Genomic DNA, 13391 nt, shown 5'->3' on the forward strand with positions numbered 1-13391 from the left:
ATGGGCCTGCTGGACAATCTGAAGGCCAAGCTCGCTCCGGCCAAGGACAAGGTCGGCGACCTCGCGCACCAGCACGAGGGCAGGATCAGCGAGGGTCTGGACAAGGTCGCCAAGGCCGTGGACTCCAAGACCAAGGGCAAGTACAGCGGCCAGATCACGAGCGGGACGGGCAAGGCGAAGGACGCCCTGGGCAAGATCGCGCACAAGGACGCTCCCGGCGGGCCGACGCCGCCGGCGGCCTCCTGACGCGCTCACGGAAGGGGCGCGGAACCGGCATCGGCCGGTTCCGCGCCCCTTCGGCGATCCCGGACCCGTGGGCCGGCCCTGCGGGCGCCCCGGGCGCTCTAGGACCAGGCGGCGACGAAGTACCCCACGCCGTACGGGGCGTCCTCGTACAGCAGGCGCCCGGTGAGGTCCGCGCCCCCGGCGGCGCCGGCCAGCACCTGCCAGGGGGCCCGGCCGGCGGCCTGGAGCTCGGCCGCGAGGGCGGCGTCGATGCCGGCGAGCGCGGCCACGTCGGCGGCGCCCAGTGCGCGGGCGGCGGCCGCGTCGAAGCCCGCGGCGCGCTCGTCCAGGTAGCCGGGGGCCTTGAGGGTGCGGCATGCGCTGCCGTCCCCGAGGACCAGCATGGCCACGCGGTCGGCGGAGCGGCCCAGGTCCGCGCCGAGGAGGCCGCAGCCGCTCGGGGGGAGGTCCTCGGCGACGGCCACTCCGGCCACCGGAGCGGCCGACCAGCGGGCCTGACCGAGCAGCCAGCCCCCCACGGCGAGGGAGGCCGGGAGGGCGGTCCCCGTGGCCTGGCCGCTCGGCGGCTCGCCGAGGTCCGGGCCCAGGGTGACGGTCAGGTCCACGCCGAACCCGGCGAAGCTGCCGGGGGTGCCCTGGTCGTATCCACCGCCCTCGGCGGCGGCCCCGACCACGACGAGCAGGTCGGGGCGGGAGGCGGCGAGCACCGCGAGCGCGTCGGAGCAGGCGGTGCGGGCGTCGCCGAGTTCGGCGGCGGCGCCCGCGGCGACCTCCGGCACGAGCAGCGGTGGGGCGGGACAGACGGCAGCGGCTACGAGCATGATCCGCAGCCTAGCCGGGCGGCCGCCCCACGGCTCCAGGACCTCAGGAGGAGGCCGGCACCGAACAGCCGGAGGCGGCGGCCGGGAGCGGCGCGGGTACGCCCAGCGTCGGGATGCCGAGCATGACGCCCGCCGGCTGGGCCGGGGCGGCGTTGCGCTTCTCCCAGGCGTCGCCGGCGCGGGTGCGGCGCACGGTCTGCGTCGGCCCCTCGGCCAGCAGGTGGTGCGGGGCGGCGTAGGTGATGTCCACGGTGACCACGTCACCGGGGCGGACCTCCGCCTCCGGCTTGGTGAAGTGCACCAGGCGGTTGTCGGGGGCGCGGCCGGACAGGCGGTGCGTGGCGCCGTCCTTGCGGCCCTCGCCCTCCGCGACCATGACCTCCAGCGTGCGGCCGACCTGCTTCTTGTTCTCCTCCCAGGAGATCTCCTCCTGGAGGGCGACCAGGCGCATGTAGCGGTCCTGCACGACCTCCTTGGGGATCTGCCCGTCCATGTCGGCGGCGGGGGTGCCGGGCCGCTTGGAGTACTGGAAGGTGAACGCGTTCGCGAAGCGGGCCTCGCGCACCACGTGCATCGTCTGCTGGAAGTCCTCCTCCGTCTCACCGGGGAAACCGACGATGATGTCGGTGGAGATCGCGGCGTGCGGGATGGCGGCACGGACCTTCTCGATGATGCCGAGGAAGCGCTCCTGGCGGTACGAGCGGCGCATCGCCTTCAGGATCGGGTCCGAGCCGGACTGCAGCGGCATGTGCAGCTGCGGCATCACGTTCGGCGTCTCGGCCATCGCGGCGATCACGTCGTCCGTGAAGTCGCGCGGGTGCGGGGAGGTGAAACGGACCCGCTCCAGGCCCTCGATCTGGCCGCAGGCGCGCAGCAGCTTGCTGAAGGCCTCGCGGTCGCCCAGGTCGGAGCCGTAGGCGTTCACGTTCTGGCCGAGCAGGGTGATCTCCGAGACGCCCTCGGCGACCAGGGCCTCCACCTCGGCGAGGATGTCGCCGGGCCGGCGGTCCTCCTCCTTGCCGCGCAGCGCCGGGACGATGCAGAAGGTGCAGGTGTTGTTGCAGCCGACGGAGATCGAGACCCAGGCGGCGTACGCGGACTCGCGGCGGGTCGGGAGCGTGGAGGGGAACGCCTCCAGCGACTCGGCGATCTCGACCTGCGCCTCCTCCTGGATGCGGGCGCGCTCCAGCAGCACCGGGAGCTTGCCGATGTTGTGCGTACCGAAGACGACGTCGACCCAGGGGGCCTTCTTGACGATCGTGTCGCGGTCCTTCTGGGCGAGGCAGCCGCCGACGGCGATCTGCATGCCGGGGCGCTTCGTCTTCATCGGGGCGAGCCGGCCGAGGTTGCCGTACAGCTTGTTGTCGGCGTTCTCACGGACCGCGCAGGTGTTGAAGACCACCACGTCGGCGTCGCCGTCGGAGCCCTCGGGCGCCCGGACGTATCCGGCGTCCTCCAGCAGACCGGAGAGCCGCTCCGAGTCGTGCACGTTCATCTGGCACCCGTAGGTGCGCACCTCGTAGCTTCGCTTCTCGTCCACTGCCTGGCTCCGGTCGCTGCTGGTCATGCAACAAGGGTAGGCGGTGGACGGTGGCCCTCCGGCCGCCTCCCGCCCGGTCCCCGGGCCGCAGGCGGCGGAACCGGAGGCGCCGCAGGTCAAGGGCGTGCGCGGAGGTCCCGGGCGGGGTCCGCCGACGGCCCGCGCCGTGACAGGACGGCGGCCGGGTGGCAGGATCTCGGCCATGCCTCCCGTACCGCCCCGGATCAGCAGGCGCCAAGCCCTGCGGGTCCTGGTGGCCGTACTCGCCGTGCTCGGCGTCCTCACGTGGTGGCTGAAGCCCTTCGGGCCCTCGGAGCCGGAGGGCGAGCTGACCTTCAGCACGGGCGCGCGGACCGGTGTCTACCACCGCTACGGAACGCTCCTGCAGCAGGCGCTCGGGCAGGACATGCCCGGGGTGGACGTCACGCTGGTGACCAGCGAGGGCTCGCAGGAGAACCTGAAGCGGCTGGCCACCGGCGAGGCGGACTTCACCATGGCGACGGCGGACGCCGTCGCGAAGTACCAGTACGACGGCAAGCCCGGAGCGGACCTCCTGCGCGGATGCGCGCGGCTCTACGACGACTACGTGCAGCTGGTGGTGCCGGCCGGGTCCCCGGTGCAGTCGGCGCGGGACCTGCGGGGCAAGCGGGTGGCGATCGGTCAGCCCGGTTCCGGAGTGCGGCTCATAGCGGAGTGGCTGCTCGCCGCGGCGGGCATCGACCCGGTCCTGGACGTCACGCCGGTGTCCATCGGACTCGACACCATGCCCGCAGAGCTGGAGGCGGACCGCATCGACGCCTTCTTCTGGTCCGGCGGCCTGCCGACCAACGCGGTACGCGAACTGTCCGAGCGCTTCGACATCCGGCTCGTGCAGCTCGGCGACCTGGTGGAGCCGCTCCAGAGCAACGGCGGCCCGGCCCGCTACTACCGGACGGCCGTCATGCCGCAGGACGCGTACGCGCGGGCCCGCAACACCAGCTCGGTGACCACCCTGGCCGTGCCGAACCTGCTGGTGACCACGGCCAAGACCGACCCCGAGCTGACCGAGCGGCTGACCCGGACGGTGATCGGGAGCCGCGACCGGGTCGGGCGCGAGGTGCACGCGGCACAGCTGGTGGACCTGCGGACGGCGATCTACACCGACCCGCTGGAGCTCCACGACGGCGCCGGCCGGTACTACCGGTCCGTCAAGCCCTGACGCTCACGCCTCGGGCGAGGACGCGGGCGCGGGCGCGGGCGGGGCCGACAGCATCGTCGCCGCCGCTGCCGCGCCGATCAGGCCCGCATGGGTGCCCAGGGTCGCCGGCACCACCCGGAGCCCCTGGACGAAGGAGAGCGTGGCGTACTGCGCGAGGTGGGTGCGAATCGGGCCGAAGAGGGTGTCGCCGGCGGCTGCCACACCCCCTCCGATGACCGCGATGTCCGTTTCCACCAGGGTCGCGGCGGCCGCGATGGCAGCGGCCAGGGCGCGGCCGGCGCGGTCGAAGGCGGCCAGGGCGATCGGATCGCCCTGCGCGGCCGACGCCGCCACGCCCGCCGCCGTGGCGTCGCGCGGTACGCCCGCGCCACCTGTGCCGGAGCCCGCCGACGGGGTCCAGCCCCGGTCGAGGGCCCAGCGGGCGATCGCCGTGCCGGAGGCGATCGACTCGACGCAGCCGCGGCCGCCGCAGGCGCACGCCTCGCCGTCGAAGGCCACGCTGATGTGGCCGATGTGGCCCGCGTTTCCGGTGGGGCCGGGGTGGAGCCGGTTGTTGAGGATCAGGCCACCGCCGACGCCCGTGGAGACCACCATGCACAGGGCGTTCGCGTACCCGCGGGCTGCGCCCAGCCAGTGTTCGGCCGCGGTCATCGCCACCCCGTCGCCCGCCAGTACGGTCGGCAGGTCGGCGCCGCGCGCCGCGAGCTCGGCCGCGACCCGCTCCTGGATCGGGAACTCCCGCCACGCGGCGATGTTGACCGGACTCACCGTGCCCCGGGAGGTGTCCACCGGGCCGGCGCTGCCGATACCGCAGCGGACCGCGCACGCCCACTGCGGCGACGCGGACAGGTCCTCGACGACCTCGGCGACCGCCGCCATGACGCCTTCGGCGTCCACTCCGCGCGGGGTGGCACGGCGGGTGGTGGCCGTCATCGTCCCGTCGGGGTGCACCAGCGCCCCGGCGATCTTCGTGCCGCCGATGTCGATCGCCACCGTCGGGCCGGCGGCCGCCCCAGCGGCGGGCGGTGTGGGCGACGGGGCGGTGGGGGTGATCACGGTGGCGGCTCCAGGAAGGGGGTGAACACTGCTACATGTTTCCTAGTCATTCATAGTCACCTCTAGTCGGCTGTCTCGCGTACGTTGGTCTTGTGAAGCTTTCGGAGTGGGCCCGGCTGCAGGGCGTGAGCTACCAGACCGCGTGGCGGTGGGTGAAGGACGGGAAGATGCCCGTCCCGGTCCGTCAGGCGCCGTCCGGGACGTGGCTGGTCGATGAGCCTGCTCCGGCCGCCGTCGTGGAGTCGGGGCGGGTGGTCGCGTACTGCCGCGTCTCGTCCGCCGGCCAGAAAGCGGATCTTGAGCGGCAGGTGGCCCGGGTCGTGGCCGGAGCGAACGGGCTGGGCCTGGCTGTGGCCGAGGTCGTCACCGAGGTCGGCTCGGGGCTGAACGGCCGGCGCCGGAAGCTGCACCGGGTGCTGTCCGACCCGCAGGCCGCGGTGATCGTGGTCGAGCACCGCGACCGGCTGGCCCGGTTCGGCGTCGAGCACCTTGAAGCGGTGCTGTCGGCGTCCGGGCGGCGCCTGGTCGTCCTCGACCCCACCGAGACCGCCGACGACCTCGTAGGGGACATCACCGAGGTGCTCACCTCGATGTGCGCCCCCTTGTACGGGCGGCGGGCGGCGAAGAACCGGGCCGCCCGCGCGGTGGCCGTCGCGACCGGCGAGGACGCCGGGTGAAGAAGTTCCGCCCGCAGCCCGGGTTCCAGGTGCAGGCGTTCCGGTTCGCCCTGGACCCGGGCGCCTCCCAGGAGACAGCGCTGCGCTCGCACTGCGGCGCCGCGCGGGCCGCCTACAACTGGGCGGTCGGCCGACCAGGACACCACCACGGTGGTGTCGAAGCCTCGTGGAGCCGACCGTAAGACCCGCGCCACCCGCCCCCGCCGCACGGCGGAAGCGGGGCGGGCAGGTGGCGCAACCCTGCCGCACCAGCGGCAGCCGGAAACGAGAGACCGTACTCAAGCCGAAGCCCTCACGCTTTGGTGATGTGACGGACCTTCCGGGCCGGAATGCCCGGAATGCCGAGACCTGACCACGGCCTCAGCAACGGTCAGGAATCAGTATGCGCCGGGGGCGGTGCCGTGCTGTCGCGGGGCTCCAGCCGCGGCCGCTCGCTCTCGCGCACCCGGGGCGGGCCGCCGGCGAGCACGGACAGAAGTTCCTCGGCGGCCAGGCGCCCGAAGCCGGCCGTGTCACGGACGAGGGCGGTGAGTCGGGGGTGGGTGACCCGGCACAGCGCGGAGTCGTCCCAGGCCACGATCGACAGCCGGTCCGGTACGGGGATGCCCAGTTCGGCGGCGACCGCGCTGCCGGCCACGGCCATCACGTCGTTGTCGTAGACGAGTGCGGTGGGGGGCCGCGGCTCGGCGAGGACCCGGCGGGTGGCGGCCGCACCTTCCGCGTCGGAGTAGTCGGTGACCACCGAGCGCACGTGGTCCGGGCCGAGCCCGCGCCGCCCGGCCTCGAAGCGCAGGGACTCCATCCGGCGGACCGTGTGCGCGAGGCCGGGGAGCCCCGCGATATGGACGATCCGCCGGTGCCCCAGCCCGTGGAGGTGGTCCAGGACCTGCGCCATCGCCCCCGCGTCGTCGGCCCGGACCACGGAGACCGGCGACAGCACGGGCACGGAGCGGGGGGCCGCCGCGGGCGCGGAAACCGGTGCGGGCCCTGGAACCGTCGCGGGCCCGGCAGGCGGGCCAGGCTCGCCGATGGTGACCGCGGGCAGGCCCAGCTCCGCCAGCAGCGCGGGGCGCGGGTCCGCCGTACGCGGGTCGACGACGAGCACGCCGTCGACCCGGCGCTCGGCCCACCAGCGGCGGTGGACCGCGCATTCGGCGTCCACGTCCTCGACGACCTGGAACAGCAGGGCGGTCCGGGCGGCGGAGAGGACCTCCTGGATGCCGGAGACGAGCTGCAGGAAGAACGACTCGACGCCCAGGGTGTGCGCGGGCCGTGCCAGCACGAGTCCGACGGCACCCGCGCGTTCGCCGGAGAGCGCGCGGGCGGCGCTGTTGGCCTGCCAGCCGAGTTCCTCGGCGACGCGGCGGATCCGGGCCCGGGTGCCCTGCGAGACGCCCGGGCGGTCATTGAGGGCGAAGGAGACGGCGCTCTCCGACACTCCGGCCCGTCGGGCGATGTCCTTGATCGTGGGTCTGCGGGCCATGGCCTGCCTCATTCCTCCTTCGCCCGGTACGGAACCGCGGCCGGTACGGAACCGGGCGGACGGCAATGGCCGGACCGTACGCGATCCGGCCGCGGCGGGCAGCCCGGACGGCCCCGCGTCCGCCACCGGGCCCCGTCGGCGGACGGCCCGTCAACCACCGCATCCGGCACATCCCCTGGGATGCGGCGTCGGCCGGAACGGCGCCGGACATGGCCGGAATTCCACCGCTCCTTTCCATGCCGTTCCCCGGCAAGCGCCCTCACTAAACCGCATTAGTTTCCCAGCCACTTCACCGCACTCCCCCTTGCGGTTCCAGGGCTGAAGCGCATAAGTCGCCACGCCTGAGACCCTGTTGACTTTCCGCAGCAGCAGCGGCAGTTTGTGGCCCGTCCGGTGAATTCGTGCGCACCCCAGAACCCCAGGACTCCTCGTGCAGGATCACACGCTCCGCTTCGGTGCCAACTACACGCCGGCCCACGGCTGGTTCCACCACTGGCTCGACTTCGACCCCGACGCGGTCAGGGCCGATCTCGACGCGATCGCCGCGCTCGGACTGGACCACGTCCGCGTCTTCCCCCTGTGGCCGGTCTTCCAGCCGAACCGCACCCTGATCCGGCCGCGCGCCGTCGAGCAGCTCGTCGCGCTCGCCGACGCGGCCGCCGAGCGCGGCCTCGACGTCAACGTGGACGGACTGCAGGGGCACTTGTCGAGCTTCGACTTCCTGCCCGCCTGGACCACCACCTGGCACCGGCGCAACCTCTTCACCGATCCCGACGTGGTCGCCGGGCAGGAGGAGTACCTGCGCACGCTGGCCGCGGCCCTCGCCGACCGGCCGAACTTCCTCGGCATGACCGTCGGCAACGAGATCAACCAGTTCTCCGGTGCCCCGCACCCCGACCCCGACCGCATCACCCCCGCGCAGGCCGCCGACTGGCTGGAGCGGATGCTCGCCGCCTGCGAACGGGGGGCGCCCGGACGCCTCCACCTGCACGCCGAGTACGACGCCGTCTGGTACCGGGACGACCACCCCTTCACACCCGCCCAGGCGGCCGGGCTGGGCGGGGCGACCGCCGTCCACTCCTGGGTGTTCGACGGCACCGCACAGCGCCACGGGGCGCGCGGGACGGCGACCGAGCACCACGCGGCGTACCTGATCGAGCTCTCCAAGGCCTGGGCCGCGGACCCGCACCGCCCGGTGTGGCTGCAGGAGGCGGGCGCCCCGGCGCCGCTGATCGGGCCGGAACAGGCGGCGCGGTTCACCGAGGCCACCGTCGTGAACGCACTGGACTGCCCGGACCTGTGGGGCGTGACCTGGTGGTGCTCGCACGACGTGTCCCGGGGGCTCGCCGACTTCCCGGAGCTGGAGTACGGCCTCGGCCTGCTGACCAACGACGGCGCGGTCAAGCCGGCCGGCGCCGCCCTCGCCCGGATCGCCCGGGAGCGGCGCGGACGGGCGCACCGCCCCGCTCCGCGTTCCACGGCGCTCGCGGTGGACGTGGGCGGGGCGGGAGCGGCCCCGGGCCGCTCCGCGTGCGCCCCCGGCGGCGCGTTCTTCGACGCCTGGACCGTGCTGACGGACCGGGGGGTGCGGCCCGCGGTGGTGCTGGCGGAGCGCGCCGGGGACCCGTCCCATCTGGCGGCGCGCGGCATCACCGAGGTGCTGCGCGTACGCGACGTGGTGTGAGGGGGCGCGAGACGGCGTGACCCGACCCTCGCGACCCGACCCCCTCGCGACCCGACCCCTCGCGACCCGCCCCCTCGTGACCGGCTCGCCCCCCGTGACCCGACCCGTTCCCCCGTGACCCGACCCCTTTCCCTGTGATCCGACCCCTCGTGAGGAGCCCCGCATGTCCGAGACCGACCGCGGCGTCCATCCCCGTACGCCGCCCGTCCCGTTACGGCCGAGCCGGCGCCGAGTGCTGGCCGCCGGGGCCGGCGCGGCCGCGCTGCTGGGCGTTGCCGGCCGGGCACGGGCCGCGACCCCCGCGGGCCCGACGGCCGCCGCGCCGACCCCGGACCCGGCCCCGGACCCGGCCCCTGAGGCCGATCCGGCCGGCCTGGCTCCGTACGCCTCCTACTGGTTCCCGGACTCCCTCCCGGCGGGCGCCCCGGGGCCCGGGATCGTGTGGCGCTCGCTCAGCCGGTGGACCCCCGAGGACGACCCCGATCTGGCCCACAACACCGCGACCGTGCCGCTCGCCGAGCGGTTCACGCCCGTCCCGGCCAACAGGACCGCCCGCGCCGGCCAGGCCCGGATCTCCTCCCTCGTCTCCTTCGCACCGACCGCCGGGAACCCTTCGCAGGGCTCCCCCACCGCCGACTACTACGCGCTCACGCACTGGGCGTATATCGACGAGCTGGTCTTCTGGGGCGGTTCCGCCGGCGAAGGGACCGTCCTGGCCCCGAACGCGCCCGTGGTCGACGCCGCGCACCGCAACGGGGTCCGGGTGCTGGGCAACGTGTTCCTGCCGCCGGTGGCGTACGGCGGCGACCTCCGGTGGACCCGCGACCTGGTGCAGCGCGACCCCTCGGGCCGCTTCCCGATCGCGGAGCAGCTCGTCCGGGTGGCGCGGGCGTACGGCTTCGACGGCTGGTTCGTCAACGCCGAGACGGACGGCGGCGACAGCGCGCTGGCCACCCGGATGCGGGAGTTCCTGCGGGCCCTGCGGGCGGCGGGCGCGCCGCACGGTCTGCGGATCACCTGGTACGACGCCATGAACAGTACCGGCCGGGTCGGCTGGCAGGGCGCCCTGAACGGCCTCAACCAGGAGTTCTACGAGGACCGGGCCGGGAAGGTCGCGGACACGATGTTCGTGGACTTCCGCTGGACCCCGCAGACGCTGGCTGCCTCGGGCGCGCTCGCCGACCGGCTGGGCCGCTCGCGGTACGAGCTGTGGGCGGCGGTGGACACGGAGTCCCGGGGCTGGGATTCCGCCGTCCGCTGGGACGCGATCGTCCCGCGGACACGCGAGCACGTCGTCGGCTACGGCTTCTACCGGCCGGAGTGGACCCGCAACCACCTCACGGACCGCTCCCCCGGCGCCTTCCACCACGCGGACGACCGCTTCTGGACGGGCGAGTCCCTGGACCCGGCCCGGCCCGCGCCCGAGAGGTCCTGGCGGGCTCCCGCGACGGTCGTCGCCGACCGGTCCACGGTCACCGGGCTGCCCTTCGCCTGTTCCTTCAACACCGGTCACGGGCTGCGCTGGTACGAGGAGGGAGAGGTCGTCTCGGACACGCCCTGGAACCACCTGGGGCTCCAGGACCGGCTGCCGGGCCGCCGCTGGGCGGTGGAGACCGCCGGACCGCGTCCGTCCGTCACCCTGGACTTCGCGGACGCCTGGCGCGGCGGTTCCAGTCTGCTGGTCTCGGGCGCCCCCACGGCCCCGGTGACCGTCGGGCTGCACTCCACGCGGCTGCCGCTGACCCGCGGGAGCGTCGTGGAGGTGGTGCACGCGACCGGGGCGGGGCCGGTCACGGTCGAGGTCGGCGTGGCCACCCGCGAGGCCTCCGGCCCCGGCCGCCCGGTCCCGTACGTCTGGCTGCGGGCCGGGAGCACCGGCGCGGGGCCGGGCTGGCGCACGGCGCGGGCCGCGCTCGCACCGCTGGCGGGCAGGACCGCGTACGCCCTGGCCGTACGGATCGCCTCACCCGGCGGCGGGCCGCTGGTGTGGCGGCTCGGCGCCCTGTCGGTGCACGACGGCCCCGGCGGCCGGCGCCCGGCCCCGCCCACCGGGGCGGCCGTGGACGCCGCGGCCCGGCAGGACGGCCGGGCCTGGCTCCGCATGTCCTGGCGGGCGGCGGGCGGTACGGGCGGACGGCCGCGCCACTACGAGGTGCACCGGGTGCTGCCCGACGGCGGCCGCCGCTTCCTCGGCGGGACCTGCGGGACGGCGCTCTACCTCCCCGGGGTGCCGCGCGCCGGCCGGGAGAGGGCGGCCGTCTTCGAGGTGCGGGCCGTGGACGAGCTGTACTCGGTGTCCGCGCCGGCCCGCACCACGCTGTCCTGGGGGCCGTAGCCGGCCCGGCGGGAGTCAGGAGGGCTCGGGGCCGGTGCGCGGGACGGTCACGGTCACCCGCAGCCCGTGCGGCGGGTTCGTCTCGTAGGAGAGGGACCCGCCGCCGCCCGCGAGCAGGGCCCGGGAGATCGACAGGCCGAGGCCGGAGCCCTTGACGTTCTGGTGGCGGCCGCTGCGCCAGAAGCGGTCTCCGACGCGCTGCAGTTCCTCCTCGGTGAGGCCGGGGCCGCGGTCGGCGACGACGACGCGGACCGAGCGGTCCTCGGCGGCGACCGACACCTCGACCTCCTCGCCGGCGGGCGTGAACTTCAGGGCGTTGTCGATGACGGCGTCGAGCGCGCTGGACAGGGCGATGGGATCGGCCCAGCCGGTCACGGCGCTCCGGCCGGTCCCGGTGAGCCGTACGCCCTTCTCATCGGCGTACGGCCGCCAGGCGGCGATCCGTTCCGTGGCCAGCGCCCCGATGTCGGTGAGGCTGATCTCGGCGGAGGTGTGCTCGGCCAGCGCGAGGTCCAGGAGGTCGTCCAGCACCTGGGTGAGGCGTTTGCCCTCGGTGCGTACGGAGGCGATCTCCTCGTTGCCCTCGGGCAGTTCCAGGGCGAGCAGCTCGATGCGCAGGAGCAGGGCGGCGAGCGGGTTGCGCAGTTGGTGCGAGGCGTCGGCGACGAACGCCCGCTGCTGTTCCAGCGCCTCTTCGACGTTGTCGGCCATCTCGTTGAACGAGTGCGCCAGGCGCTGGAGTTCCGGCGGGCCGCTGGCGGCCGCGACCCGGGAGTTCATCCGGCCGGTGGCGATGCCGTGGGCTGCGGCGTCCAGGGTCTGCACGGGCTTGAGCACCCAGCTGGTCAGCCGCAGGGCGGCGCCGAAGGCGACGAGCATGGCGGCGGCGAGGCCGCCGGCGATGAGCAGCCAACCCCTCAGGATCCGGCCGCGCATGAGGTCGGTCGGTGATTCGGTGGCGACGACGGCGACCACGTCGCCGTCGAGGACGACCGGTGAGGCGACGAGCAGCTTGCCGTTGGTCTGCCAGGGCCAGACCTGCGGCGGGTCGTGGCTGCGGCGCCCGGCGAGCGCCTCCCTGAAGGCCTTGCGGCCCTCACCGGATTCCGGGAGCCGCCACCAGCCCGGGGAACGGACCATGGCGTTGTCGTCGCGGTTGAAGATCCCGACGCGGATGCCGTACAGCTCGTGGTAGCGGCCGAGTTCGTGCTGGAGGGCCCGCTCGCGCTCGTCGGCACCGGTGGAGCCGGAGCCCCGGGCGTCGATGACGAACTGGGCGAGGGCGGCGAAGCGCGCGCTGTCGTCGATGCGGTCGACGACCACCCGCTGCTGCTGTCCGGCGGCCAGGCTCACGGCCAGCGGCAGGCCGAGCGCGAGGAGCGTGCCCGCCATGAGGATGACGAGCAGGGGGAGCAGACGGGCGCGCACGGCAGGGGGTTCCTACGGGGCGGCCGGGGCGACGAGCCGGTAGCCGACCCCGCGGACGGTCTCGATGAGGGCGGGCATGCGCAGCTTGGAACGGAGCGAGGCGACGTGCACCTCAAGAGTGCGCCCGGTCCCCTCCCAGCTGGTGCGCCACACCTCGCTGATGATCTGTTCGCGGCGGAAGACGACGCCGGGCCGCTGCGCGAGCAGGGCCAGCAGGTCGAACTCCTTGCGGGTGAGGGGTACGTCGGTGCCGTCCACGCTGACCCGGCGGGTGGGCAGCTCGATGCTGACGGAGCCGAGGTGGACGGTGGTGGGTGCACCGCTTCCGGCGGCGACGGTCTCCTCGGAGGCTCCGGTGCGCCGGGCGACGGCGTGGATGCGGGCGAGGAGCTCGCCGGTGTCGTAGGGCTTGACGACGTAGTCGTCGGCGCCCATGTTCAGGCCGTGGATGCGGGAGCGTACGTCGGCCCGCGCGGTGACCATGATGACGGGCGTGGTGGTGCGCTTGCGGATCCTGCCGCACACCTCGTATCCGTCCTGGTCGGGCAGGCCGAGGTCGAGCAGGACCACGCCGAAGGGCGGGGCGCCGGCGGGCAGCAGTGCCTGGAGGGCCTCTTCGCCGTTGCGGGCGTGGGTGACCTGGAAGCCGTGCCGGGCGAGGATCGCGGACAGGGCGGCGGCGACGTGGTCGTCGTCCTCGACGAGCAGCAGTCTCATGTCGTCCCCCTCTCCTTCTTCTCTCGGTCGGCCCGTGCCCGGTCACGATCGCGGTCGGGTCCTTGCGTTCCCGCGGCCGGTCGGTGCCGCGCGCATGGCCGCAGAAAAGGCCACCCTGCATCCACGCCCATGCGGAGGCCCACGTCAAGAGGGTTCCGCCGCGGCGCGCCTTCCGTTATGCACCCGGTACGCGCGCATGATCGACT

At 74.4% G+C, this 13391-nt stretch carries 12 protein-coding genes; 6 read left to right on the forward strand and 6 right to left on the reverse strand.

What is annotated here, in order from left to right; genetic code table 11:
- Entirely contained in the window at window positions 1-246 is a 246-nt protein-coding gene (locus ACIPXC_RS09420) for an antitoxin (RefSeq protein WP_351000840.1), read from the forward strand.
- A 98-nt stretch (window positions 247-344) separates the two neighbouring features.
- Here ACIPXC_RS09420 and ACIPXC_RS09425 read toward each other — a convergent pair whose 3' ends face one another.
- Both ACIPXC_RS09425 and miaB read right to left on the reverse strand, forming a co-directional pair.
- Window positions 345-1067 (reverse strand): class III extradiol dioxygenase subunit B-like domain-containing protein, encoded by a 723-nt coding sequence (locus tag ACIPXC_RS09425; protein WP_401615207.1) that lies wholly within the window; start codon window positions 1065-1067, stop codon window positions 345-347.
- Window positions 1068-1110: 43 nt separating this feature from the next.
- Window positions 1111-2634, reverse strand: a complete 1524-nt coding sequence (gene miaB / locus ACIPXC_RS09430) for a tRNA (N6-isopentenyl adenosine(37)-C2)-methylthiotransferase MiaB (protein WP_401615209.1) — start codon at window positions 2632-2634, stop codon at window positions 1111-1113.
- A gap of 175 nt (window positions 2635-2809) precedes the next feature.
- Between miaB and ACIPXC_RS09435 the strand changes: the two genes are divergently transcribed.
- Entirely contained in the window at window positions 2810-3805 is a 996-nt protein-coding gene (locus tag ACIPXC_RS09435) for a TAXI family TRAP transporter solute-binding subunit (RefSeq protein WP_401615211.1), read from the forward strand.
- Between the two features lie 3 nt (window positions 3806-3808).
- On the opposite strand, the gene ACIPXC_RS09440 is transcribed toward ACIPXC_RS09435, so the two are convergent.
- On the reverse strand, window positions 3809-4798 hold the full coding sequence (locus ACIPXC_RS09440; protein WP_401615289.1) for an ROK family protein: 990 nt from the start codon (window positions 4796-4798) through the stop codon (window positions 3809-3811).
- Window positions 4799-4953: 155 nt separating this feature from the next.
- On the opposite strand from ACIPXC_RS09440, the gene ACIPXC_RS09445 reads away from it, so the two are divergent.
- Both ACIPXC_RS09445 and ACIPXC_RS09450 read left to right on the forward strand, forming a co-directional pair.
- Window positions 4954-5538, forward strand: a complete 585-nt coding sequence (locus ACIPXC_RS09445; RefSeq protein ID WP_401615213.1) for an IS607 family transposase — start codon at window positions 4954-4956, stop codon at window positions 5536-5538.
- A complete protein-coding gene (locus ACIPXC_RS09450; RefSeq protein ID WP_401615215.1) occupies window positions 5535-5720 on the forward strand; it encodes a helix-turn-helix domain-containing protein in 186 nt (61 codons plus the stop codon). Before ACIPXC_RS09445 ends, ACIPXC_RS09450 begins: the two co-directional genes overlap by 4 nt.
- Before the next feature lie 188 nt (window positions 5721-5908).
- Here the strand turns inward: ACIPXC_RS09450 and ACIPXC_RS09455 are convergent, their stop codons facing one another.
- Window positions 5909-7021: a LacI family DNA-binding transcriptional regulator gene (locus ACIPXC_RS09455; RefSeq protein ID WP_401615217.1), complete on the reverse strand. Its 1113-nt coding sequence runs from the start codon at window positions 7019-7021 to the stop codon at window positions 5909-5911.
- Window positions 7022-7451: 430 nt separating this feature from the next.
- Between ACIPXC_RS09455 and ACIPXC_RS09460 the strand changes: the two genes are divergently transcribed.
- Together ACIPXC_RS09460 and ACIPXC_RS09465 are read left to right on the forward strand one after the other, a co-directional pair.
- Complete coding sequence (locus tag ACIPXC_RS09460; RefSeq protein WP_401615219.1) at window positions 7452-8705, forward strand: glycosyl hydrolase; 1254 nt, start codon at window positions 7452-7454, stop codon at window positions 8703-8705.
- Window positions 8706-8868: 163 nt separating this feature from the next.
- Complete coding sequence (locus tag ACIPXC_RS09465; RefSeq protein ID WP_401615221.1) at window positions 8869-11040, forward strand: endo-beta-N-acetylglucosaminidase; 2172 nt, start codon at window positions 8869-8871, stop codon at window positions 11038-11040.
- 15 nt (window positions 11041-11055) lie between these two features.
- Here the strand turns inward: ACIPXC_RS09465 and ACIPXC_RS09470 are convergent, their stop codons facing one another.
- Together ACIPXC_RS09470 and ACIPXC_RS09475 are read right to left on the reverse strand one after the other, a co-directional pair.
- Window positions 11056-12468, reverse strand: a complete 1413-nt coding sequence (locus ACIPXC_RS09470) for an ATP-binding protein (RefSeq protein ID WP_401615223.1) — start codon at window positions 12466-12468, stop codon at window positions 11056-11058.
- A gap of 12 nt (window positions 12469-12480) precedes the next feature.
- Window positions 12481-13185, reverse strand: a complete 705-nt coding sequence (locus ACIPXC_RS09475) for a response regulator transcription factor (RefSeq protein WP_401615225.1) — start codon at window positions 13183-13185, stop codon at window positions 12481-12483.
- Between the last annotated feature and the right edge of the window lie 206 nt (window positions 13186-13391).

The organism is Streptomyces sp. NPDC090021, assembly GCF_044748225.1.
Taxonomy (GTDB): domain Bacteria; phylum Actinomycetota; class Actinomycetes; order Streptomycetales; family Streptomycetaceae; genus Streptomyces.

Excerpts from the sequence above, each read along its gene's own strand:
- ACIPXC_RS09420 (WP_351000840.1), top strand. The coding sequence starts at position 1 with ATGGGCCTGCTGGACAATCTGAAGGCCAAGCTCGCTCCGGCCAAGGAC.
- ACIPXC_RS09425 (WP_401615207.1), bottom strand. The coding sequence starts at position 1,067 with ATGCTCGTAGCCGCTGCCGTCTGTCCCGCCCCACCGCTGCTCGTGCCG.
- miaB (WP_401615209.1), bottom strand. The coding sequence starts at position 2,634 with ATGACCAGCAGCGACCGGAGCCAGGCAGTGGACGAGAAGCGAAGCTAC.
- ACIPXC_RS09435 (WP_401615211.1), top strand. The coding sequence starts at position 2,810 with ATGCCTCCCGTACCGCCCCGGATCAGCAGGCGCCAAGCCCTGCGGGTC.
- ACIPXC_RS09455 (WP_401615217.1), bottom strand. The coding sequence starts at position 7,021 with ATGGCCCGCAGACCCACGATCAAGGACATCGCCCGACGGGCCGGAGTG.
- ACIPXC_RS09465 (WP_401615221.1), top strand. The coding sequence starts at position 8,869 with ATGTCCGAGACCGACCGCGGCGTCCATCCCCGTACGCCGCCCGTCCCG.
- ACIPXC_RS09475 (WP_401615225.1), bottom strand. The coding sequence starts at position 13,185 with ATGAGACTGCTGCTCGTCGAGGACGACGACCACGTCGCCGCCGCCCTG.